This is a genomic window from Streptomyces cinereoruber, assembly GCF_009299385.1.
Taxonomy (GTDB): Bacteria; Actinomycetota; Actinomycetes; order Streptomycetales; family Streptomycetaceae; genus Streptomyces; species Streptomyces bikiniensis.
The window spans coordinates 4,564,180-4,584,209 of sequence record NZ_CP023693.1; the positions used below are offsets into that span (position 1 = coordinate 4,564,180).

Annotated in this window: 21 protein-coding genes; 18 read left to right on the forward strand and 3 right to left on the reverse strand. The window is 71.2% G+C overall.

What is annotated here, in order from left to right; all coding sequences use genetic code 11:
• The first annotated feature begins 72 nt into the window (after positions 1 to 72).
• The 10 genes from secY to truA all read left to right on the forward strand — a co-directional run bounded on the left by secY (position 73) and on the right by truA (position 7,311).
• Positions 73 to 1,392 (forward strand): preprotein translocase subunit SecY, encoded by a 1,320-nt coding sequence (gene secY / locus CP977_RS20705; protein WP_062752767.1) that lies wholly within the window; start codon positions 73 to 75, stop codon positions 1,390 to 1,392.
• Positions 1,392 to 2,039: an adenylate kinase gene (locus CP977_RS20710; RefSeq protein WP_062752764.1), complete on the forward strand. Its 648-nt coding sequence runs from the start codon at positions 1,392 to 1,394 to the stop codon at positions 2,037 to 2,039. Before secY ends, CP977_RS20710 begins: the two co-directional genes overlap by 1 nt.
• A 98-nt stretch (positions 2,040 to 2,137) precedes the next feature.
• A complete protein-coding gene (map, locus tag CP977_RS20715) occupies positions 2,138 to 2,989 on the forward strand; it encodes a type I methionyl aminopeptidase (RefSeq protein ID WP_062752761.1) in 852 nt (283 codons plus the stop codon).
• Positions 2,990 to 3,171: 182 nt separating this feature from the next.
• Entirely contained in the window at positions 3,172 to 3,393 is a 222-nt protein-coding gene (infA, locus tag CP977_RS20720; RefSeq protein ID WP_003956442.1) for a translation initiation factor IF-1, read from the forward strand.
• A 63-nt stretch (positions 3,394 to 3,456) separates the two neighbouring features.
• Entirely contained in the window at positions 3,457 to 3,570 is a 114-nt protein-coding gene (gene rpmJ, locus CP977_RS20725; protein WP_003956441.1) for a 50S ribosomal protein L36, read from the forward strand.
• 189 nt (positions 3,571 to 3,759) lie between these two features.
• Positions 3,760 to 4,140 carry a 30S ribosomal protein S13 gene (gene rpsM, locus CP977_RS20730; protein WP_030209021.1) on the forward strand — a complete coding sequence of 127 codons (381 nt, stop codon included), beginning with the start codon at positions 3,760 to 3,762 and terminating at the stop codon, positions 4,138 to 4,140.
• Positions 4,141 to 4,206: 66 nt separating this feature from the next.
• Positions 4,207 to 4,611: a 30S ribosomal protein S11 gene (gene rpsK / locus CP977_RS20735; protein WP_003956432.1), complete on the forward strand. Its 405-nt coding sequence runs from the start codon at positions 4,207 to 4,209 to the stop codon at positions 4,609 to 4,611.
• A 119-nt stretch (positions 4,612 to 4,730) separates the two neighbouring features.
• A complete protein-coding gene (locus CP977_RS20740; protein WP_030209023.1) occupies positions 4,731 to 5,753 on the forward strand; it encodes a DNA-directed RNA polymerase subunit alpha in 1,023 nt (340 codons plus the stop codon).
• A 147-nt stretch (positions 5,754 to 5,900) separates the two neighbouring features.
• Positions 5,901 to 6,371, forward strand: a complete 471-nt coding sequence (rplQ, locus tag CP977_RS20745) for a 50S ribosomal protein L17 (protein ID WP_062752759.1) — start codon at positions 5,901 to 5,903, stop codon at positions 6,369 to 6,371.
• A gap of 82 nt (positions 6,372 to 6,453) precedes the next feature.
• On the forward strand, positions 6,454 to 7,311 hold the full coding sequence (truA, locus tag CP977_RS20750) for a tRNA pseudouridine(38-40) synthase TruA (protein ID WP_152370633.1): 858 nt from the start codon (positions 6,454 to 6,456) through the stop codon (positions 7,309 to 7,311).
• On the opposite strand, the gene CP977_RS20755 is transcribed toward truA, so the two are convergent.
• Positions 7,282 to 8,355 (reverse strand): hypothetical protein, encoded by a 1,074-nt coding sequence (locus CP977_RS20755; protein WP_183953223.1) that lies wholly within the window; start codon positions 8,353 to 8,355, stop codon positions 7,282 to 7,284. The genes truA and CP977_RS20755 overlap by 30 nt on opposite strands.
• A gap of 56 nt (positions 8,356 to 8,411) precedes the next feature.
• Here CP977_RS20755 and CP977_RS20765 point away from each other — a divergent pair, with 56 nt between their 5' ends.
• From CP977_RS20765 to glmM, 4 genes are all read left to right on the forward strand, one after another.
• Positions 8,412 to 10,034, forward strand: coding sequence for an ABC-F family ATP-binding cassette domain-containing protein (locus tag CP977_RS20765; protein WP_183953224.1), 1,623 nt, complete (start codon positions 8,412 to 8,414; stop codon positions 10,032 to 10,034).
• Between the two features lie 243 nt (positions 10,035 to 10,277).
• Positions 10,278 to 10,721: a 50S ribosomal protein L13 gene (rplM, locus tag CP977_RS20770; protein WP_062752749.1), complete on the forward strand. Its 444-nt coding sequence runs from the start codon at positions 10,278 to 10,280 to the stop codon at positions 10,719 to 10,721.
• 44 nt (positions 10,722 to 10,765) lie between these two features.
• Positions 10,766 to 11,278: a 30S ribosomal protein S9 gene (rpsI, locus tag CP977_RS20775; protein WP_062752747.1), complete on the forward strand. Its 513-nt coding sequence runs from the start codon at positions 10,766 to 10,768 to the stop codon at positions 11,276 to 11,278.
• A gap of 153 nt (positions 11,279 to 11,431) precedes the next feature.
• Positions 11,432 to 12,790 (forward strand): phosphoglucosamine mutase, encoded by a 1,359-nt coding sequence (gene glmM, locus CP977_RS20780; protein ID WP_062752745.1) that lies wholly within the window; start codon positions 11,432 to 11,434, stop codon positions 12,788 to 12,790.
• 70 nt (positions 12,791 to 12,860) lie between these two features.
• Here glmM and CP977_RS20785 read toward each other — a convergent pair whose 3' ends face one another.
• Together CP977_RS20785 and coaA are read right to left on the reverse strand one after the other, a co-directional pair.
• Positions 12,861 to 13,814: a DUF389 domain-containing protein gene (locus tag CP977_RS20785; protein WP_109185168.1), complete on the reverse strand. Its 954-nt coding sequence runs from the start codon at positions 13,812 to 13,814 to the stop codon at positions 12,861 to 12,863.
• Between the two features lie 41 nt (positions 13,815 to 13,855).
• Positions 13,856 to 14,887: a type I pantothenate kinase gene (gene coaA / locus CP977_RS20790; RefSeq protein WP_062752741.1), complete on the reverse strand. Its 1,032-nt coding sequence runs from the start codon at positions 14,885 to 14,887 to the stop codon at positions 13,856 to 13,858.
• 173 nt (positions 14,888 to 15,060) lie between these two features.
• Between coaA and CP977_RS20795 the strand changes: the two genes are divergently transcribed.
• The 4 genes from CP977_RS20795 to CP977_RS20810 all read left to right on the forward strand — a co-directional run bounded on the left by CP977_RS20795 (position 15,061) and on the right by CP977_RS20810 (position 19,844).
• Complete coding sequence (locus CP977_RS20795) at positions 15,061 to 15,834, forward strand: hypothetical protein (RefSeq protein WP_062752739.1); 774 nt, start codon at positions 15,061 to 15,063, stop codon at positions 15,832 to 15,834.
• An 86-nt stretch (positions 15,835 to 15,920) separates the two neighbouring features.
• Complete coding sequence (gene glmS / locus CP977_RS20800) at positions 15,921 to 17,768, forward strand: glutamine--fructose-6-phosphate transaminase (isomerizing) (protein ID WP_062752737.1); 1,848 nt, start codon at positions 15,921 to 15,923, stop codon at positions 17,766 to 17,768.
• Between the two features lie 24 nt (positions 17,769 to 17,792).
• Positions 17,793 to 18,161 (forward strand): holo-ACP synthase, encoded by a 369-nt coding sequence (locus tag CP977_RS20805; RefSeq protein WP_062752735.1) that lies wholly within the window; start codon positions 17,793 to 17,795, stop codon positions 18,159 to 18,161.
• 231 nt (positions 18,162 to 18,392) lie between these two features.
• Positions 18,393 to 19,844 (forward strand): bifunctional ADP-dependent NAD(P)H-hydrate dehydratase/NAD(P)H-hydrate epimerase, encoded by a 1,452-nt coding sequence (locus CP977_RS20810; protein WP_062752733.1) that lies wholly within the window; start codon positions 18,393 to 18,395, stop codon positions 19,842 to 19,844.
• Positions 19,845 to 20,030 lie beyond the last annotated feature (186 nt).

A 20,030-nucleotide genomic window follows, 5' to 3' on the forward strand; every position in this document is an offset into this window, starting at 1 on the left:
ACTGAATCATCTATTCGTCGAACCTCAAGACCGTCACCCTTGACGCATAGCGCGGGGGTCGCAGGAGGCACCGTGCTCACCGCGTTCGCCCGGGCGTTCAAGACGCCCGACCTGCGCAAGAAGCTGCTCTTCACGCTCGGCATCATCGTGCTGTACCGGCTCGGGGCCCACATCCCCGTCCCCGGCGTCAGCTACGAGGCCGTCCAGCAGTGTGTCAAGCAGGCCAGCGAGGGCAACAACAGCCTGTTCGGCCTGGTCAACATGTTCAGTGGCGGGGCGCTGCTGCAGATCACCATCTTCGCGCTCGGCATCATGCCGTACATCACGGCGAGCATCATCCTGCAGCTGCTGACCGTCGTGATCCCGCGCCTCGAAGCCCTCAAGAAGGAGGGGCAGTCCGGTACCGCGAAGATCACGCAGTACACCCGGTACCTGACGATCGCCCTCGCCATCCTCCAGGGCACCGGCCTCGTCGCCACCGCCAAGAGCGGCGCCCTCTTCAGCGGCTGCATCGTCGCCGACCAGGTCGTGCCCGACCAGTCGATCTTCACGATCGCCGTCATGGTCCTCACGATGACCGCAGGTACGGCCCTCGTCATGTGGCTCGGTGAGCTCATCACCGACCGCGGCATCGGCAACGGCATGTCGATCCTGATGTTCATCTCGATCGCCGCCGGCTTCCCGGGCGCCCTGTGGGCCATCAAGGAGAGCGGCAAGCTCGCGCAGGGCTGGATCGAGTTCGGCGTCGTCATCCTCATCGGCTTCGTGATGGTGGCCCTGGTGGTCTTCGTCGAGCAGGCCCAGCGGCGCATCCCGGTCCAGTACGCGAAGCGCATGATCGGCCGGCGCTCCTACGGCGGTACGTCCACGTACATCCCGCTGAAGGTGAACCAGGCGGGTGTGATTCCTGTCATCTTCGCGTCGTCGCTGCTCTACATTCCGGCGCTCGTGGCGCAGTTCTCCAGCTCCACCGCCGGCTGGAAGACCTGGATCGAAGCCCACTTCGTCAAGGGTGACCACCCGTATTACATCGCCACGTACTTCCTCCTGATCGTGTTCTTCGCCTTCTTCTACGTGGCGATCTCGTTCAACCCCGAGGAAGTCGCCGACAACATGAAGAAGTATGGTGGCTTCATCCCGGGTATCCGGGCCGGTCGACCTACTGCCGAGTACCTGAGCTACGTGCTCAACAGGATCACTTGGCCGGGCTCGCTGTACTTGGGTCTGATCGCTCTCGTGCCGACGATGGCGTTGGCAGGCTTCGGTGGCGCCAATGCCAACTTCCCCTTCGGCGGGACGAGCATCCTCATCATCGTGGGTGTGGGGCTGGAGACCGTGAAGCAGATCGAGAGCCAGCTCCAGCAGCGCAATTACGAAGGGTTCCTCCGCTGATGCGAATCGTCCTCGTCGGACCGCCCGGTGCGGGCAAGGGCACGCAGGCCGCGTTCCTTGCCAAGAACCTGGACATCCCGCACATCTCCACGGGTGATCTGTTCCGCGCCAACATCTCCCAGGGCACGGAGCTGGGGCTCAAGGCCAAGGCGTTCATGGACGCCGGCGACCTGGTGCCCGACGAGGTGACCATCGGGATGGCCAAGGACCGCATGGAGCAGCCGGACGCCGTCAACGGCTTCCTGCTCGACGGCTTCCCCCGCAACGTGGCCCAGGCCGAGGCGCTGGACGCCGTCCTGAAGGCCGAGGGCATGGAGCTGGACGCGGTCCTGGACCTGGAGGTCCCCGAGGACGAGGTCGTGAAGCGGATCGCGGGTCGCCGCATCTGCCGCAAGGACAGTGCGCACGTCTTCCACGTGACGTACAACGCGCCGAAGACCGAGGGCGTCTGCGACGTCTGCGGCGGCGAGCTCTACCAGCGCGACGACGACTCCGAGGAGACCGTCCGCCGGCGCCTGGAGGTCTACCACACGCAGACCGAGCCGATCATCGACTACTACCGGGCGCAGAACCTGGTCGTGACGATCTCGGCGCTCGGCAAGGTGGACGAGGTCACCGCCAAGGCGATGGCCGCGCTCAAGAAGTAACCCCGGTTCGTTCGACACGGCCGCGGTGCCCCTCGGGGGCGCCGCGGCCGTATCGTTGTTCCGTCCCCCTTTTACCCAGTGGAAAGGCCCCGGCCACGATGGTGCAGATCAAGACCCCCGAGCAGATCGCGAAGATGCGCGAGGCGGGGCTGGTCGTCGCCGCCATCCACGCGGCGACCCGCGAGGCGGCCGTGCCGGGCGCCACGACCCGGGACCTGGACGAGGTCGCGCGCAAGGTGATCGCCGAGCACGGGGCGAAGTCGAACTTCCTCGGGTACGGCGGGTTCCCCGCGACGATCTGCACCTCGGTGAACGAGGTGGTCGTCCACGGCATCCCCGACGACAAGACCGTCCTCAAGGACGGCGACATCATCTCGATCGACTGCGGCGCGATCGTGGACGGCTGGCACGGCGACGCGGCGTACACGGCCTTCGTGGGCACCGGTCACGCCCCGGAGCTGGTCGAGCTCTCCCGGGTGACCGAGGAGTCGATGTGGGCCGGGATCGCGGCCATGAAGACCGGCAACCGCCTGGTGGACGTCTCCCGGGCGATCGAGACCTACATCAAGCGGCAGCCGCGGCCGGCGGTCGGCGACCACAGCCTGGGCCGGTACGGGATCATCGAGGACTACGGCGGCCACGGCATCGGCACCGAGATGCACATGGACCCGCACCTGCTGAACTACGTCTCCCGCAAGCGCGGCAAGGGCCCGAAGCTGGTCCCCGGCTTCTGCCTGGCGATCGAGCCCATGGTCTCCCTGGGCACCCCCCGCACGGAGGTCCTGAAGGACGACTGGACCGTCATCACGACGGACGGCACCTGGTCCTCCCACTGGGAGCACAGCGTCGCCGTGACGGAGGAGGGGCCCCTGGTCCTGACGGCGGTCGACGGAGGCAAGGCGAAGCTGGCGGAGCTGGGAATCGTGGCGGCTCCGGATCCGTTGGCCTGAGTCTGGAAGGTACGCATTTTCTACGGCGTGGCGGCTTGCGTAACGATCATTTCGGGTGGGCAGACTTCCCGATTCGTCTTTTGCTTGCGCCTGACGTAGACTGATGCGTCGGCTCTCGTGTACCCGTGTGTCCGCGCACGGCGGCGAAAGTCGATCAAGGTAGCCGATTCGAAAGGCGAAGCGTGGCCAAGAAGCAAGGTGCCATCGAGATCGAGGGCACCGTGATCGAGTCCCTCCCGAACGCCATGTTCAAGGTGGAGCTCCAGAACGGTCACAAGGTCCTCGCGCACATCTCCGGCAAGATGCGGATGCACTACATCCGAATCCTCCCGGACGACCGGGTCGTCGTGGAGCTCTCTCCGTACGACCTGACGCGTGGCCGGATCGTCTACCGCTACAAGTAGATCTTGCCCGCACCCCGCCTCCGCGCGCGGGTGGTGGCACTGACCCGGAGAACCTCACATCCCATGAAGGTCAAGCCGAGCGTCAAGAAGATCTGCGACAAGTGCAAGGTGATCCGCCGTCACGGCCGGGTCATGGTCATCTGCGACAACCTGCGCCACAAGCAGCGCCAGGGCTGACGCACGCCGACCGACCTGCATCTCGCAGTTCTTCGCGCGACGCATAGCAACACGTACATACGCAGAGCCCGTCCGACCGCGTCCCGCGGTTGACGGCACCTCCGGCGGGGGCCGGGGACCCGACCTGTACCTCATACGGCAGCCGGGAACGGTTCTGCAGCAGACCCCCGAGAACACAGGAGCCATTGAATGGCACGCGTTTCCGGTGTTGACATCCCGCGCGAAAAGCGTGTGGTGGTCGCACTCACCTACGTCTTCGGCATCGGGCGCACCCGGTCCGAGGAGATTCTCGCCGCCACCGGCGTGAACCCGTCCACCCGTGTCCGTGACCTTGCCGAGGAAGACCTCGTCAAGATCCGCGAGTACGTGGACGCCAACCTCCGTACCGAGGGTGACCTCCGCCGTGAGATCGCCGCCGACATCCGCCGCAAGGTCGAGATCGGCTGCTACCAGGGCCTCCGCCACCGTCGCGGCCTGCCCGTCCGCGGTCAGCGCACCAGCACGAACGCCCGTACCCGCAAGGGCCCGCGTCGCGCCATCGCCGGCAAGAAGAAGCCGGGCAAGAAGTAGTCCTCAGCGGACGCTTGACCAAGCGGTCTTCGCTGTAGGACCGACCACCTCCCGTAGGAGTTATAGATGCCCCCCAAGGGTCGTCAGGGCGCTGCCAAGAAGGTGCGCCGCAAGGAAAAGAAGAACGTCGCTCACGGCCACGCGCACATCAAGAGCACGTTCAACAACACGATCGTCTCGATCACGGACCCCTCGGGCAACGTGATCTCCTGGGCCTCCGCCGGCCACGTCGGCTTCAAGGGCTCGCGCAAGTCCACCCCCTTCGCCGCGCAGATGGCCGCCGAGTCGGCCGCCCGCCGCGCGCAGGAGCACGGCATGCGCAAGGTCGACGTCTTCGTCAAGGGTCCCGGCTCCGGCCGTGAGACCGCGATCCGCTCCCTCCAGGCCACCGGCCTCGAGGTCGGCTCGATCCAGGACGTCACCCCCACGCCGCACAACGGCTGCCGTCCCCCCAAGCGCCGCCGCGTCTGACGCACGGCCTGCTTGATCCAGGACTTCGGGCGGTACGGCTCTTCGGGGCCGTGCCGCCCGTACCCTTGCAGTACAAGTCGGACGTCAAATAGTGGGCGTCCACGACTGAAGGACACAACATGCTTATCGCTCAGCGTCCGTCGCTGACCGAAGAGGTCGTCGACGAGTTCCGCTCCCGGTTCGTGATCGAGCCGCTGGAGCCGGGCTTCGGCTACACCCTCGGCAACTCCCTCCGCCGTACCCTCCTCTCCTCGATCCCGGGTGCCGCCGTCACCAGCATCCGCATCGACGGCGTCCTGCACGAGTTCACCACCGTGCCCGGCGTCAAGGAGGACGTCACCGACCTCATCCTGAACATCAAGCAGCTGGTCGTCTCCTCGGAGCACGACGAGCCGGTCGTGATGTACCTGCGCAAGCAGGGCCCGGGTCTGGTCACCGCCGCCGACATCGCGCCCCCGGCCGGTGTCGAGGTGCACAACCCCGACCTCGTCCTGGCGACCCTGAACGCCAAGGGCAAGCTGGAGATGGAGCTGACCGTCGAGCGCGGTCGCGGCTACGTCTCCGCCGTGCAGAACAAGCAGGCGGGCCAGGAGATCGGCCGCATCCCGGTCGACTCCATCTACTCGCCGGTGCTCAAGGTCACGTACAAGGTCGAGGCGACCCGTGTCGAGCAGCGCACCGACTTCGACAAGCTGATCGTCGACGTCGAGACCAAGCAGGCCATGCGCCCGCGCGACGCCATGGCGTCCGCCGGCAAGACCCTGGTCGAGCTGTTCGGTCTGGCGCGCGAGCTCAACATCGACGCCGAGGGCATCGACATGGGCCCGTCCCCGACGGACGCCGCCCTGGCCGCCGACCTGGCGCTGCCGATCGAGGAGCTGGAGCTCACCGTCCGCTCCTACAACTGCCTCAAGCGCGAGGGCATCCACTCCGTGGGCGAGCTCGTGGCGCGCTCCGAGGCGGACCTGCTCGACATCCGCAACTTCGGCGCGAAGTCGATCGACGAGGTCAAGGCGAAGCTGGCCGGCATGGGCCTGGCGCTCAAGGACAGCCCGCCCGGGTTCGACCCGACCGCCGCCGCCGACGCGTTCGGTGCGGACGACGACGCGGATGCCGGGTTCGTCGAGACCGAGCAGTACTGACGGTCCGGATTTGGCTGCCGACCGGCTTCGGCTGGTCGCGCAGTTCCCCGCGCCCCTTGGGGCGCGGGGTCTCCGACGGGTGACCGCCCGCTCGGACACTGACATCGGTACCTCATACGGCCGGTGCAGATCACAAGGAGAAACACCATGCCGCGTCCCGCGAAGGGTGCCCGCCTCGGCGGTTCCGCCGCGCACGAGAAGCTGCTCCTCGCCAACCTGGCGAAGTCGCTCTTCGAGCACGGCCGCATCACCACGACCGAGGCCAAGGCCCGCCGCCTGCGTCCGGTCGCCGAGCGCCTGATCACCAAGGCGAAGAAGGGCGACATCCACAACCGTCGCCTGGTGCTGCAGACGATCACCGACAAGGGCGTCGTCCACACCCTCTTCACCGAGATCGCCCCGCGTTACACGGAGCGCCCGGGTGGCTACACCCGCATCACCAAGATCGGCAACCGTCGTGGCGACAACGCCCCGATGGCCGTGATCGAGCTGGTCGAGGGCGAGATCGCCAAGAAGGCGACCGTCGCCGAGGCCGAGGCCGCCACCAAGCGCGCCGTCAAGGAGGCCGACGAGGCCGCCGCCACCGAGGCTCCGGCCGAGGAGTCGAAGGACGCGTAAGCGTTTTCCGGCTGTTTTCGTGTGCGGGCCCGTACCCCTCGTGGGTGCGGGCCCGTTCCCGTGTGTTTGAGAGGATCACCGCGTGAGCGACGACGTGCAGGACGGTTTCGTACGGGTCCGGCTGGACCTTTCGTACGACGGCAGGGACTTCTCCGGCTGGGCCAAGCAGGCCCACGGGCAGCGGACCGTCCAGGGGGACATCGAGGACGCCCTGCGGACCGTGACCCGGTCCAAGGAGACGTACGAGCTGACCGTCGCCGGGCGGACCGACGCCGGCGTGCACGCGCGCGGCCAGGTCGCCCACGTCGACCTGCCCGTGGAGCTGTGGGAGGAGCACCGCGACAAGCTGCTGCGGCGGCTCGCCGGCCGCCTCGCGCACGACGTGCGGATCTGGTCCCTGACCGAGGCCCCCGGCGGCTTCAACGCCCGCTTCTCCGCGATCTGGCGCCGCTACGCCTACCGCGTCACCGACGACCCCGGCGGCGTCGACCCGCTGCTGCGCGGACACGTCCTCTGGCACGACTGGGCCCTCGACATGGACGCCATGAACGAGGCCGCCGCCGCGCTCGTCGGCGAGCACGACTTCGCCGCGTACTGCAAGCGGCGCGAGGGCGCCACCACCATCCGCACCCTCCAGGAGCTGCGCTGGGAGCGGCGGCCCGACGGCGTCCTCGAAGCGACCGTCAAGGCGGACGCCTTCTGCCACAACATGGTCCGCTCGCTCGTCGGCGCGCTGCTCTTCGTCGGCGACGGGCACCGGCCCGTGGACTGGCCGGGCAAGGTGCTCGCGGCCGGCGTCCGGGACTCGGCCGTGCACGTCGTGCGGCCGCACGGCCTCACCCTCGAAGAGGTCGGCTACCCGGCCGACGAGCTGCTCGCCGCCCGCAACCGGGAGGCGCGCAACAAGCGGTCACTGCCGGGGAGCGCCGGCTGCTGCTGAGGCCTGGGACTTGCCGCGGGCGTAGATCTGGTTGAAGGCGAAGGTGCCCAGGTCGTCGCTGGAGCGGAAGACGCCCCGGTCGGCCGTGGTGACCTTCTTGCCGTTGGTGAAGCCGGCCTGGGTGAAGTACGCGTACCGGCCGATCGCGTTCGACCGGCGCAGGCAGACCGTGGCGCGGCAGAAGTCGCCCACGCCCGCGCCGGTCAGGGGCGCGATGCCGCCGGTGGCCTGGTTCTTCGCCTTGAGGGCGGCGGCCTCGGAGGGGAAGACGGCGACGCCGACGGTGACCGCCACGCCGTCCCTGACGTAGGTGGCCCGGAGCACCTTCTGGCAGCCGTTCTTCTTCAGGACGGCGCCGAGGCCGCCCTGGGTGACGGCCGCGCAGTTCGCCGTGGCGGAGGTCGCGCCCTTCGTGTACGGGCGCCCGTCCATGGTCAGCTTCCTGCCCGGGAAGAGGCCCTCGGCGGTGAGCGGGGCCCTGTCCTTCTTCGGGTCCGAGATGTAGTCCTTCGGGTTCGGCGGGGGCGGGGGCGCCACCGAGGAGAAGGTCGGCTCGGGGGTGGGGGACCCGGTGGGGGAGGCCGGGGCGGTGGGGGTCCCGCCGCCGTTCTTCGCGGTGTCGTCCTCCTTGCCGGTGGCCACCACGGCGGTGGCGACGACCGCGCCGACGACCAGGGCGGCCAGGACCCCGCCGCCGATCGTCAGCAGGCGCTTGCGGCGGGCGCGGGAGGCCGAGGCGTCGGCCAGGGCGCTCCAGTCGGGGGTGGGGCCGCCGCCTTGGGGGCCGCCGCCCTGGGGGCCGGGGAAGGGGCCGGGGGCCGGGGCGCCCGGGAAGGGGGCCGGTGCGCCGCCGCCCTGGGGGCCGGGGTATCCGTAGCCGCCCGCCCCCTGCCCGTACCCCTGGCCCTGTCCCTGCTGTCCCTGCTGTCCGTGGCCGCCGGGCTGCTGCCCGTACGCCTCCCGGCCCTGTTCGCCGTACCCCTGCTGCCCCTGCTGTCCCTGTCGCTGAGGCTCCTGCGGCCACTGCGGTCCCCCAAAGCTCATGCCGCGCATCCTAAACCGGTTGGGCCGGGCCGACGCGGGCGGTGACAATGCACTCCATGGGACACGTCGAGGCCGCACATCTTGAGTACTACCTTCCCGACGGGAGGGTCCTGCTCGGGGACGCCTCCTTCCGGGTGGGGGAGGGGGCCGTCGTCGCCCTCGTCGGGGCCAACGGCGCCGGCAAGACCACGCTCCTCCGGTTGATCTCCGGGGAGCTCCAGCCGCACGGCGGCTCCGTCACCGTCAGCGGCGGGCTCGGCGTGATGCCGCAGTTCGTCGGTTCCGTACGGGACGGCTCGACCGTCCGCGACCTGCTCGTCTCCGTCGCGCAGCCCCGGATCCGGGAGGCCGCGAAGGCGGTGGACGAGGCCGAGCACCTGATCATGACGGTGGACGACGAGGCCGCGCAGATGGCGTACGCGCAGGCCCTCTCCGACTGGGCCGAGGTGCAGGGGTACGAGGCCGAGACCCTGTGGGACATCTGCACCACGGCCGCGCTCGGCGTCCCGTACGAGAAGGCGCAGTTCCGGGAGGCCCGGACGCTCTCCGGCGGCGAGCAGAAGCGGCTCGTGCTCGAAGCGCTGCTGCGCGGCCCCGACGAGGTGCTGCTCCTGGACGAGCCGGACAACTACCTCGACGTGCCCGGCAAGCGGTGGCTGGAGGAGCGGCTGCGGGAGACCCGCAAGACCGTGCTCTTCATCTCCCACGACCGGGAGCTGCTGTCCCGGGCCGCGCAGAAGATCGTCGCGGTCGAGCCCGGCCCGGCCGGTTCCGACGTGTGGGTGCACGGCGGCGGCTTCGGCACCTTCCACGAGGCGCGCCGTGAGCGGTTCGCGCGCTTCGAGGAGCTGAAGCGGCGCTGGGAGGAGAAGCACGCCCAGCTGAAGAAGCTCGTGGTGAACCTGCGGCAGGCCGCCTCGGTCAGCCACGAGATGGCCTCGCGGTACGCGGCGGCGCAGACCCGGCTGCGGAAGTTCGAGGAGGCCGGGCCGCCGCCGGAGCCGCCGCGCGAGCAGGACATCCGGATGCGGCTGCGCGGCGGACGGACCGGGGTGCGGGCGGTGACCTGCGAGAACCTCGAACTGACCGGGCTGATGAAGCCGTTCTCCCTGGAGGTCTTCTACGGGGAGCGGGTCGCCGTCCTCGGCTCGAACGGCTCCGGCAAGTCGCACTTCCTGCGGCTGCTCGCCGGGGACGATTCGGTCGCGCACACCGGGACGTGGAAGCTGGGCGCCCGGGTCGTGCCCGGCCACTTCGCGCAGACCCACGCCCACCCGGAGCTGGCCGGGCGCCCGCTCGTGGACATCCTGTGGACCGAGCACGCCAAGGACCGGGGCGGGGCGATGTCCGTGCTGCGCCGGTACGAGCTGGAGCGCCAGGGCGACCAGCCCTTCGACAAGCTCTCGGGCGGCCAGCAGGCCCGGTTCCAGATCCTGCTGCTCGAACTGGCGGGGACGACGGCGCTGCTCCTGGACGAGCCGACGGACAACCTGGACCTGGAGTCGGCCGAGGCGCTCCAGGACGGTCTGGAGGCGTACGAGGGGACGGTGCTCGCCGTCACGCACGACCGCTGGTTCGCGAAGAGCTTCGACCGGTACCTGGTCTTCGGCTCGGACGGGGTCGTGCGGGAGACGCCGGAGCCGGTGTGGGACGAGCGACGGGTGGAACGGGCGCGGTAGGGGGCGCTGTGAGGGGATGCGGCGGGGCCCGCGCGTTTTGACCCGTCCGGGGTGGCGCGGGTACTGTTGCGGTTTGTTATGCGCAGTGGCTTCGTCGTTCTCACGCGAAGGGCCCCGCGCAAGTTCCCTGGAGCAGTTACCAGTGGCTCGCATACGGGCGGTGTCCCGGCAGTGCAGGCCCCAGCTGCATGATCGCTTCAGGTGTGTCTGGACTCCATCCACTGAAGAAGCGAAGGCTACGAAGTGCGTACGTACAGCCCCAAGCCCGGCGATGTCACTCGCCAGTGGCACATCATCGACGCGCAGGACATCGTCCTGGGCCGCCTGGCGACCACGGCCGCGAACCTCCTCCGAGGCAAGCACAAGCCCGTGTACGCCCCCCACATGGACATGGGCGACTTCGTCATCATCATCAACGCCGACAAGGTCCACCTGTCCGGCAACAAGAAGACCCAGAAGCTGGCGTACCGCCACTCCGGCTTCCCGGGCGGTCTGCGCTCCGTCCGCTACGACGAGCTGCTGGACAAGAACCCCGAGAAGGCCGTCGAGAAGGCCATCAAGGGCATGATCCCCAAGAACTCCCTGGGCCGTCAGATGCTCTCGAAGCTGAAGGTCTACGCGGGCGAGAACCACCCGCACGCTGCCCAGCAGCCCGTTCCGTTCGAGATCACCCAGGTCGCGCAGTAGTTCCGGCCACACCCCCTAAGAACGAAAGAAATCTGAGGAGCATCGTGGCCGAGACCACCCCCGAGACCCCCGTCGACGAGTTCGAGGGCGTCGAGGAGTACACCACCGAGACCGAGCTCGTCGAGGGTGAGTACACCTCCGAGTCGCTCGCGTCCCGCTTCGGCGACCCGCAGCCGGCCGCCGGCCTGGGCCGTCGCAAGAACGCCATCGCCCGCGTCCGGATCGTTCCGGGCACCGGCAAGTGGAAGATCAACGGTCGCACCCTTGAGGACTACTTCCCCAACAAGGTGCACCAGCAGGAAGTCAACGAGCCCTTCAAGGTGCTCGAGCTCGACAACCGCTACGACGTCATCGCCCGCATCTCGGGCGGCGGCGTCTCCGGTCAGGCCGGTGCCCTGCGCCTTGGCGTGGCCCGCGCGCTGAACGAGGCGGACGTCGAGAACAACCGCCCGGCGCTGAAGAAGGCCGGCTTCCTCTCCCGCGACGACCGTGCGGTCGAGCGCAAGAAGGCCGGTCTCAAGAAGGCCCGCAAGGCCCCGCAGTACAGCAAGCGTTAATCGCCTGCTCGGTCTGCTTTCCGTACGCCCCGGCGGCACTGCCCGTGCCGTCGGGGCGTACGGTTTTTCGTACTCTCCTTTCACAAGCCTCTTCACAAGCCCTTCTTTCATGGGCTTCATGGGCGCCCGGGCACGTATTTTCGGAGGACAGCAGTGGGACGACTCTTCGGCACGGACGGCGTACGCGGCGTCGCCAACGCGGACCTGACGGCGGAGCTGGCGCTCGGCCTCTCCGTCGCGGCGGCGCACGTGCTCGCCGAGGCGGGCACCTTCGAGGGGCACCGGCCGACCGCCGTGGTCGGGCGCGACCCGCGCGCGTCCGGAGAGTTCCTGGAGGCCGCCGTCGTGGCCGGTCTCGCCAGCGCCGGCGTCGACGTGCTGCGCGTCGGCGTCCTTCCCACCCCGGCCGTGGCCCACCTCACCGGCGTCCTCGGCGCCGACCTCGGCGTGATGCTCTCCGCGAGCCACAACGCCATGCCCGACAACGGCATCAAGTTCTTCGCGCGCGGCGGCCACAAGCTGGCCGACGAACTGGAGGACAGGATCGAAGCCGTGTACGAGGAGCACCGCACGGGCGCCCCCTGGGACCGCCCGACCGGGGCCGGCGTCGGCCGCGTCCGCGACTACGACGAGGGCTTCGACACCTACGTCGCCCACCTCGTCGCGGTCCTCCCCAACCGCCTCGACGGCCTGAAGGTCGTCCTGGACGAGGCCCACGGCGCCGCCTCCCGCGTCTCGCCCGAGGCCTTCGCCCGGGCCGGTGCCGAGGTCGTCACCATCGGCGCGCAGCCGGACGGCCTCAACATCAACGACGGCTGCGGCTCCACCCACCTCGACCTGCTCCGGGCCGCCGTCGTCGAGCACGGCGCCGACCTGGGCATCGCGCACGACGGCGACGCCGACCGCTGCCTCGCCGTGGACGCGGCGGGCAACGAGGTCGACGGCGACCAGATCCTCGCCGTGCTCGCCCTCGCCATGCGCGAGGCCGGCACCCTGCGCGGCGACACGGTCGTCGCGACCGTCATGTCCAACCTGGGCTTCAAGCTCGCCATGGAGCGCGAGGGCCTGAACCTCGTCCAGACGTCGGTCGGCGACCGCTACGTCCTGGAGGCCATGAAGGAGCACGGCTTCGCGCTCGGCGGCGAGCAGTCGGGCCACGTCATCGTGCTCGACCACGCCACCACCGGCGACGGCACCCTCACCGGCCTCATGCTGGCCGCCCGGGTCGCCGCCACCGGCAAGTCCCTCGCGGACCTCGCCGGCGTGATGGAGCGGCTGCCGCAGGTCCTCGTCAACGTGAAGGACGTCGACAAGTCGCGCGTCACCACCTCCGCCGACCTGGCCGCCGCCGTCACCGAGGCCGAGCGCGAACTCGGCTCCACCGGCCGGGTGCTGCTGCGCTCCTCGGGCACCGAGCCGCTGGTCCGCGTCATGGTCGAGGCCGCCGACATCGAGCAGGCCCGTTCGGTCGCGCAGCGCCTCGCGGACGTCGTGAAGTCCGTTCTCGGCTAGCATTTCTGAGGCACCGTCATGCGGGGACGGCCCCGCCGCACCGGACTCCGGTACGGCGGGGCCCTCTCCGTCAGCGGCCCTTGCGCGACGGGCGGCGCCAGCGGCCGCGCTGGGTGTCCCACAGGGCCCGCTGCGCGTACAGCGTCGCCGTCCCGGCGAGGACGATGCCGAAGAGGTTGAGCGCCAGCTGCTCGATCGAGCCCCACATCTGGCCGAGCTCGCCGTAGGCGAGCGCCACCGCCGCGTTCGCGCCCGCCGGGACCGTCGTCACCGAGATCGCCACGCCCACCAGGGCCCCCGACTTGGCGGAGGTCAGGGAGAGCGTGCCGGCCGCGCCCGCGAGCAGCGCCACGACGAAGGAGAACGGGTCGGGCTGCCAGATGAACCGGGTGTTGGGCCGCTCGGCGTCGAGCTGAGCCCGGCTGAACAGGTCGAGCGCGTCCATCGCCAGGCTGAACAGCGTGGTGGCCGCGATCGCCACCGCGAAGCCCACGAACAGCGCGAGCAGCGAGCGCACGGCCAGCCGCGGGGCGCGCCGCACCGCCGCCGTGCAGATCCCGGCGAGCGGGCCGAACTCCGGGCCGACCGCCATCGCGCCCACGATCAGGACCGCGTTGTCCAGGACGACGCCGCAGGCCGCGATCATCGTGGCCAGGACCATGAACGCGCAGTACGTGACGGAGAGCGTCGACTCCTCGTGCGTCGCCTCCGTCAGCTCCTCCCAGAGCACCGCGTCGGCGGCCTCGCCCGGCGACTCCCGCTCGGCCGCGTCGGCCCGCTCGGACAGCGACAGGTCGATGCTCTGGACGGCGATCGAACCGTCCTTGTCGATCCCGAGGCCGCGCAGCTCGCGCAGCAGCTCGTCGCCCGCCTCGCGGGCCACGTCGCACATCACGACGTCCCCGGCCGGGTCGCGGGCCGCGCCGGGCAGCACCACCAGGTGGGCGGTCCCGACGGTCGACTCGATCAGGTCGGCCGCGGCCCGGGTGCGGTCGGGCGGGACGATCATCCGCAGATGCAGCATGCGCAGAGCCTACGGAGCGTGGGTGCCGGTCCGGGGGAGCTTCAGAGCTTGCGCAGGCTCAGCTTCTGCACCTTGTGGTCGGGGCCCTTGCGGACGACGAGGGTGGCCCGGCCGCGGGTGGGCGCCACGTTCTCCAGGAGGTTCACCTTGTTGATGGTCCGCCACATCGTGCGGGCGTAGTCGAAGGCCTCCTCCTCGGAGACCTGGGTGTAGCGGCGGAAGTACGAGGAGGGGTCCTGGAACGCGGTGTCGCGCAGCTTGCGGAAGCGGTTCAGGTACCAGCGCTCGATGTCCTCCGCCCGCGCGTCCACGTACACCGAGAAGTCGAAGTAGTCGGCGAGGCCGACGCGGGTCCGGCCGTCCTTGCCGGGCAGGGCGGGCTGGAGGACGTTCAGGCCCTCCACGATCAGGATGTCCGGGCGGCGCACCACCAGCCGCTCGCCGGGCACCCGGTCGTAGATCAGGTGCGAGTAGACCGGGGCCGTGACCTCGTCCTTGCCCGCCTTGATGTCCGCGACGAACCGGGTCAGGGCCCGGCGGTCGTACGACTCGGGGAAGCCCTTGCGGGACATCAGGCCGCGCGCCTTCAGCTCCTCCATCGGGTAGAGGAAGGCGTCCGTGGTCACCAGCTCCACGCGCGGGTGCTCCGGCCAGCGGGCGAGGAGGGCCTGGAGGAGGCGGGAGACGGTGGACTTGCCGACGGCGACCGAGCCGGCGACCCCTATGACGAAGGGGGTGCCGCGCTGCTCGGCGCTCTCGCCGAGGAAGGTGTTCAGGGCGCCGCGCAGACCGCTGGTGGCCTGCACGTACAGGTTGAGCAGCCGGGACAGCGGCAGGTAGACGTCCCGCACCTCGTCGAGGTCGATGACGTCCCCGAGGCCGCGGAGCCGCTCGACCTCCTCGGCGGTGAGGGGCAGCGGCGTCTTGTCGCGCAGGGCGCTCCACTCGGCCCGGGTGAGGTCGACGTACGGGGTCGCCTCGGACGGACGGCGGTGTCCGTTTCCGTGGCGGGGGCCCTGGGGCCCGCCCCCGGGGCCGTCCCCGTTGGCGCTTCGTGGCGGCGAAGTGATCACACCGCCATTGTCGGGGGTCGGGGGCGGCCGTGGGTGGTGGGGTCGGTCACGCGGCGAAGGGATTGGACGTGGCCGGGTCCGTGGGCAATCATGCGGGGGCCGCGTGGGCTCCTGATCGCACGCGGGGGGAGCCGCCGCCGGGCGGCACGAAGAGAAGCAGAGAGTCACCACGCATGCGTACGTCCATCCGAAACGCCGCCGTCGCCGCGACCGCCGTCTCGCTCGCCCTGCTCGCCACCGCCTGCGGCGGCGGGGAGAGCGCCGACAAGGGCAAGGACGCCGGCAAGGGCTCGGCGGCGCCGAGCGCCTCCGCCACGTCCGAGGCCCCGGCCGCCAAGGCGCTCTCCGACGCCGAGCTGGAGAAGCTGATCGTCGAGAAGGCCGACCTCAAGGGCTACCAGGTCCAGAAGACCGAGGCCGGGGACGTCGTCCCGGCGTCCGAGGTCGTCACCGAGAAGGCGAGCTGCGCCCCGATCGCCCACGCGATGTCCTTCATCTCGCCCGGCTCGCCCGCCGCGTCGGCCGAGCGCCAGGTGCTCGCGGAGCCGAAGAAGGACGCCACGGCCGACCCGGAGGAGGCGCTCCTCGGGGCGCTCGGCGTCGAGATGAGCGCGGTGGTGCTCGGCTCGTACGACGGGCAGGGCGCCCAGGAGGCCCTGGCCTCGGTGAAGAAGGCCGGCGCCGAGTGCGCCGACGGCTTCACGGTCTCCCACAAGTCGGAGAAGAACAAGGTCCTGAAGGTCGACACGGAGAGCTTCACCGCCGGCGAGGAGGCGGCCTCCTTCACCCTCACCAGCGACCTGGAGGGCGAGCGGCTCATCAGCAGGCTCGTCGTCCTCCGCCAGGGCAACACGCTCGCGTCCTTCTCGACCGTCAGCTTCGCCCCCGGCGGGGTCAAGGAGTTCCCGAAGGCCCTCATCGACGCGCAGGTGAAGAAGCTGGGCTGACGCCCGGCAGGAACCCCGTCAGCCCCACCGGACGGAGCCCGTGTCGGCTCCGTCCGGTGGGGCGGATTCCGCCGTAGTCTTCCGACATGTGCGGAATCGTGGGATACGTCGGCGGGCAGTCGGCGCTTGATGTGGTGGTCGCGGGCCTCAAGCGGCTCGAATACCGGGGCTACGACTCGGCCGGTGTCGCGGTGCTCTCCGACGGGGGGCTCGCCGCGGCGAAGCGGGCGGGGAAGCTCGTCAACCTGGACAAGGAGCTGGCCGAGCGGCCGCTGCCCGGCGGCTCCGTGGGGATCGGGCACACCCGCTGGGCCACCCACGGCGGCCCGACCGACGCCAACGCGCACCCGCACCTGGACAACGCCGGGCGGGTCGCCGTCGTCCACAACGGCATCATCGAGAACTTCGCCGTGCTGCGCGAGGAGCTGGCCGGGCGCGGCCACGACCTGACGTCCGAGACGGACACCGAGGTCGTCGCGCACCTGCTCGCCGAGGAGTTCTCCTCCACCGGCGACCTGGCCGAGTCCATGCGGCTGGTGTGCCGGCGGCTCGACGGGGCGTTCACCCTGGTCGCCGTGCACGCCGACCAGCCGGACACCGTCGTCGGCGCCCGCCGCAACTCCCCGCTCGTCGTCGGCGTCGGCGAGGGCGAGAACTTCCTCGCCTCCGACGTCTCCGCCTTCATCGCCCACACCCGCTCCGCGATCGAGCTGGGCCAGGACCAGGTGGTCGAGCTGACCCGGGAGGGCGTCACCGTCACCGGCTTCGACGGGACGCCCGCCGACGTGCGGGCCTACCACGTCGACTGGGACGCCTCCGCCGCCGAGAAGGGCGGCTACGACCACTTCATGCTCAAGGAGATCGCCGAGCAGCCCAAGGCCGTCGCCGACACCCTCCTCGGCCGGATCGACGCCTCCGGGCGGCTCACCCTGGACGAGGTGCGCATCCCCGACACCGTGCTCCGCGAGGCCGACAAGATCGTCGTCGTCGCGTGCGGCACCGCCTTCCACGCCGGGCTCATCGCCAAGTACGCCATCGAGCACTGGACCCGCATCCCCTGCGAGGTCGAGCTGGCCAGCGAATTCCGCTACCGGGACCCGATCCTCGGCCCGCGCACCCTGGTGATCGCGATCTCCCAGTCCGGCGAGACCATGGACACCCTGATGGCGCTGCGGCACGCGCGCGAGCAGGGCGCGAAGGTCCTCGCCGTCTGCAACACCAACGGCTCCACCATCCCGCGCGAGTCCGACGCCGTGCTCTACACGCACGCCGGGCCCGAGGTCGCCGTCGCCTCCACCAAGGCCTTCCTGACCCAGCTCGTCGCCTGCTACCTGCTCGCGCTCCACCTCGGGCAGGTCCGCGGCACCCAGTGGGGCGACGAGGTCCTCGCCGTCGTGCGCGAGCTCGCCCGGATCGGCGAGGAGGTCGAGCGCGTCCTGGAGACGATGGAGCCCGTGCGGGCCCTCGCCCGCTCCCTCGCCCACAAGGACACGGTCCTCTTCCTCGGCCGGCACGTCGGCCATCCGGTGGCCCTGGAGGGCGCCCTGAAGCTCAAGGAGCTGGCGTACATGCACGCCGAGGGCTTCGCCGCCGGGGAACTCAAGCACGGGCCGATCGCGCTCATCGAGGAGGACCTGCCGGTCGTGGTCGTGGTCCCCTCGCCCGAGGGCCGGTCCGTCCTCCACGACAAGATCGTCTCCAACATCCAGGAGATCAGGGCGCGCGGCGCCCGTACGATCGTGATCGCCGAGGAGGGCGACGAGGCGGTCGTCCCCTACGCCGACCACCTCGTCCGCATCCCCGCCACGCCCACGCTGCTCCAGCCGCTGGTCGCCACGGTGCCGCTCCAGGTCTTCGCCTGCGAGCTCGCCACCGCGCGGGGCAACGAGGTCGACCAGCCGCGCAACCTGGCCAAGTCCGTGACCGTGGAGTGAGGGGGATCGGGGAGTGAGTGGGAAATGATCATCGGGGTGGGGATCGACGTGGCGGAGATCGACCGGTTCGCCGCGTCGATCGAACGGACGCCGGGGCTGCTGAGCCGGCTCTTCGTCGAGGACGAGCTGCTGCTCCCGAGCGGCGAGCGGCGCGGGGTCGCCTCGCTCGCCGTCCGCTTCGCCGCGAAGGAGGCCCTGGCGAAGGCGCTCGGCGCACCGGCCGGACTGCTCTGGACGGACGCCGAGGTGTACGTCGAGGAGACCGGGCAGCCGCGCCTGCGGGTGCGGGGGACGGTGGAGGCCCGGGCGGTGGAGCTGGGCGTGCGGCACTGGCACGTGTCGCTGAGCCACGACGCGGGGGTGGCGTCGGCGGTGGTGATCGCGGAGGGGTGAGCGGTGCGACCCGGGGCCCGGCCGTTTCCGAACGGCCGGGCCCCGGGTCGTGTGGCGCGCGGCTGCCAGGGCCGGCGACGGGATGTGTGTACCGCGCGCGTGCGGAGTGGTGTGACGCCATCCGGCTTACTTAGGTAAGCCTAAGCTAAATTGAATGGCGGGCGGTGTCAACCCTCCGCCGGGCGGGCCTCCTCCGGGCGGCCCCCCGCCGCCTGCGGCAGACTGCTGGACATGCGTACCGCTTACCGCGTGGAGACCGTCCGGGCCGCCGAGGCCGCCCTCATGGCCCGCCTCCCGGAAGGCGCCCTCATGGGCAGGGCCGCCGCCGGACTCGCCGCCGCCTGCTGCTCGTTGCTCGGGAAGGGACGGGTGTACGGGGCGCGGGTCGTCCTCCTCGTCGGGACCGGCGACAACGGCGGCGACGCGCTGTACGCCGGAGCCCGGCTCGCCCGGCGCGGCGCGGGCGTGACCGCCGTGCTGCTCGGCGCCCGCGCCCACGAGGGCGGGCTCGCGGCGCTCCGGGCGGCGGGCGGGCGGATCGCGGACGACCCCTTCGAGCCGCTGGCCGGCGCCGACCTCGTCCTCGACGGGATCACCGGCATCGGCGGGCGCGGCGGGCTGCGGCCCGACGCCGTGCCCGTCGCGCGGGCCGCGCGCGGCTCCGACGCGGTCGTGGTCGCCGTGGACCTGCCGAGCGGCGTCGACGCCGACACCGGGGAGGTCGCCGGGGAGGCGCTGCGGGCCGACGTGACGGTCACCTTCGGGACGTACAAGCCGGGGCTGCTCGTCGATCCGGCGCACGAGTACGCGGGCGCGCTGCGGCTCGTGGACATCGGGCTCGACGCGACCCTGCCGGGGCTGCCGGACCTGGAGGCGCTCCAGCACGAGGACGTGGCGCGGCTGCTGCCGGTGCCGGGCGCCGAGAGCGACAAGTACCGGCGCGGGGTCGTCGGCGTCGTCGCCGGCTCCGACCGCTACCCCGGCGCCGCCGTCCTCGCCGTGACCGGGGCGCTGCGGGGCGGGGCGGGGGCCGTGCGGTACGTCGGGGCCGGCGGGGACGCGGTGCTCGCCGCGCACCCCGAGACCCTGGTGCACCCCTGGCCGCCGCGGAAGGCCGGACGGGTCCAGTCCTGGGTCGTCGGGCCGGGTCTCGGGGAGGAGGCGGGGGCGCGGGAGGCGGTCGCGGAGGTCCTCGCCTCGGACGTGCCGGTCCTGGTCGACGCGGACGGGCTGCGGGGCCTCGACCCGGAGGTCGTACGGGGCCGGGGCGCGCCCACGCTCCTCACCCCGCACGCGGGCGAGGCGGCGGCGCTGCTCTCCGTCCCCCGGGAGGAGGTCGAGGCGGGGCGGCTCGCGGCGGTCCGCGAACTGGCGGACCGCTTCGGCGCGACGGTCCTCCTGAAGGGCTCCACGACCCTGGTGTACGGGGGCGCCGGCCGTCCCGTACGGGTGAACCCGACCGGGACGTCCTGGCTCGCCACCGCCGGGAGCGGCGACGTCCTCTCCGGCCTGGCGGGCTCGCTGCTCGCGGCGGGCCTCCCGCCCGTCGACGCGGCCTCCTGCGCGGCCTACCTCCACGGCCTCGCGGCCCGCCGCGCCTCGTCGGGCACGGCTCCGGTGACGGCGACGGAGGTGGCGGGGGCGGTGCGGGGAGCGTGGGGGGACGTGATGTCCCCGGCGTAGGGGCGGTTTTCCTCCCCGCCCCGCCCCGCCCCTTCCCGAAGCCCTGCCGGGGGCGGGTGGGCGGTGCGGCGGGATCTTCCCGGGGGCTCCGACCCCGGACCCCCGAGCGGCGCCGGCTCCACGGCACCGGGCCCCGCTCCGCACCCGCCTGGTGAGGCCGGGCCTTGCTCCGCACCCGGTGCGGCG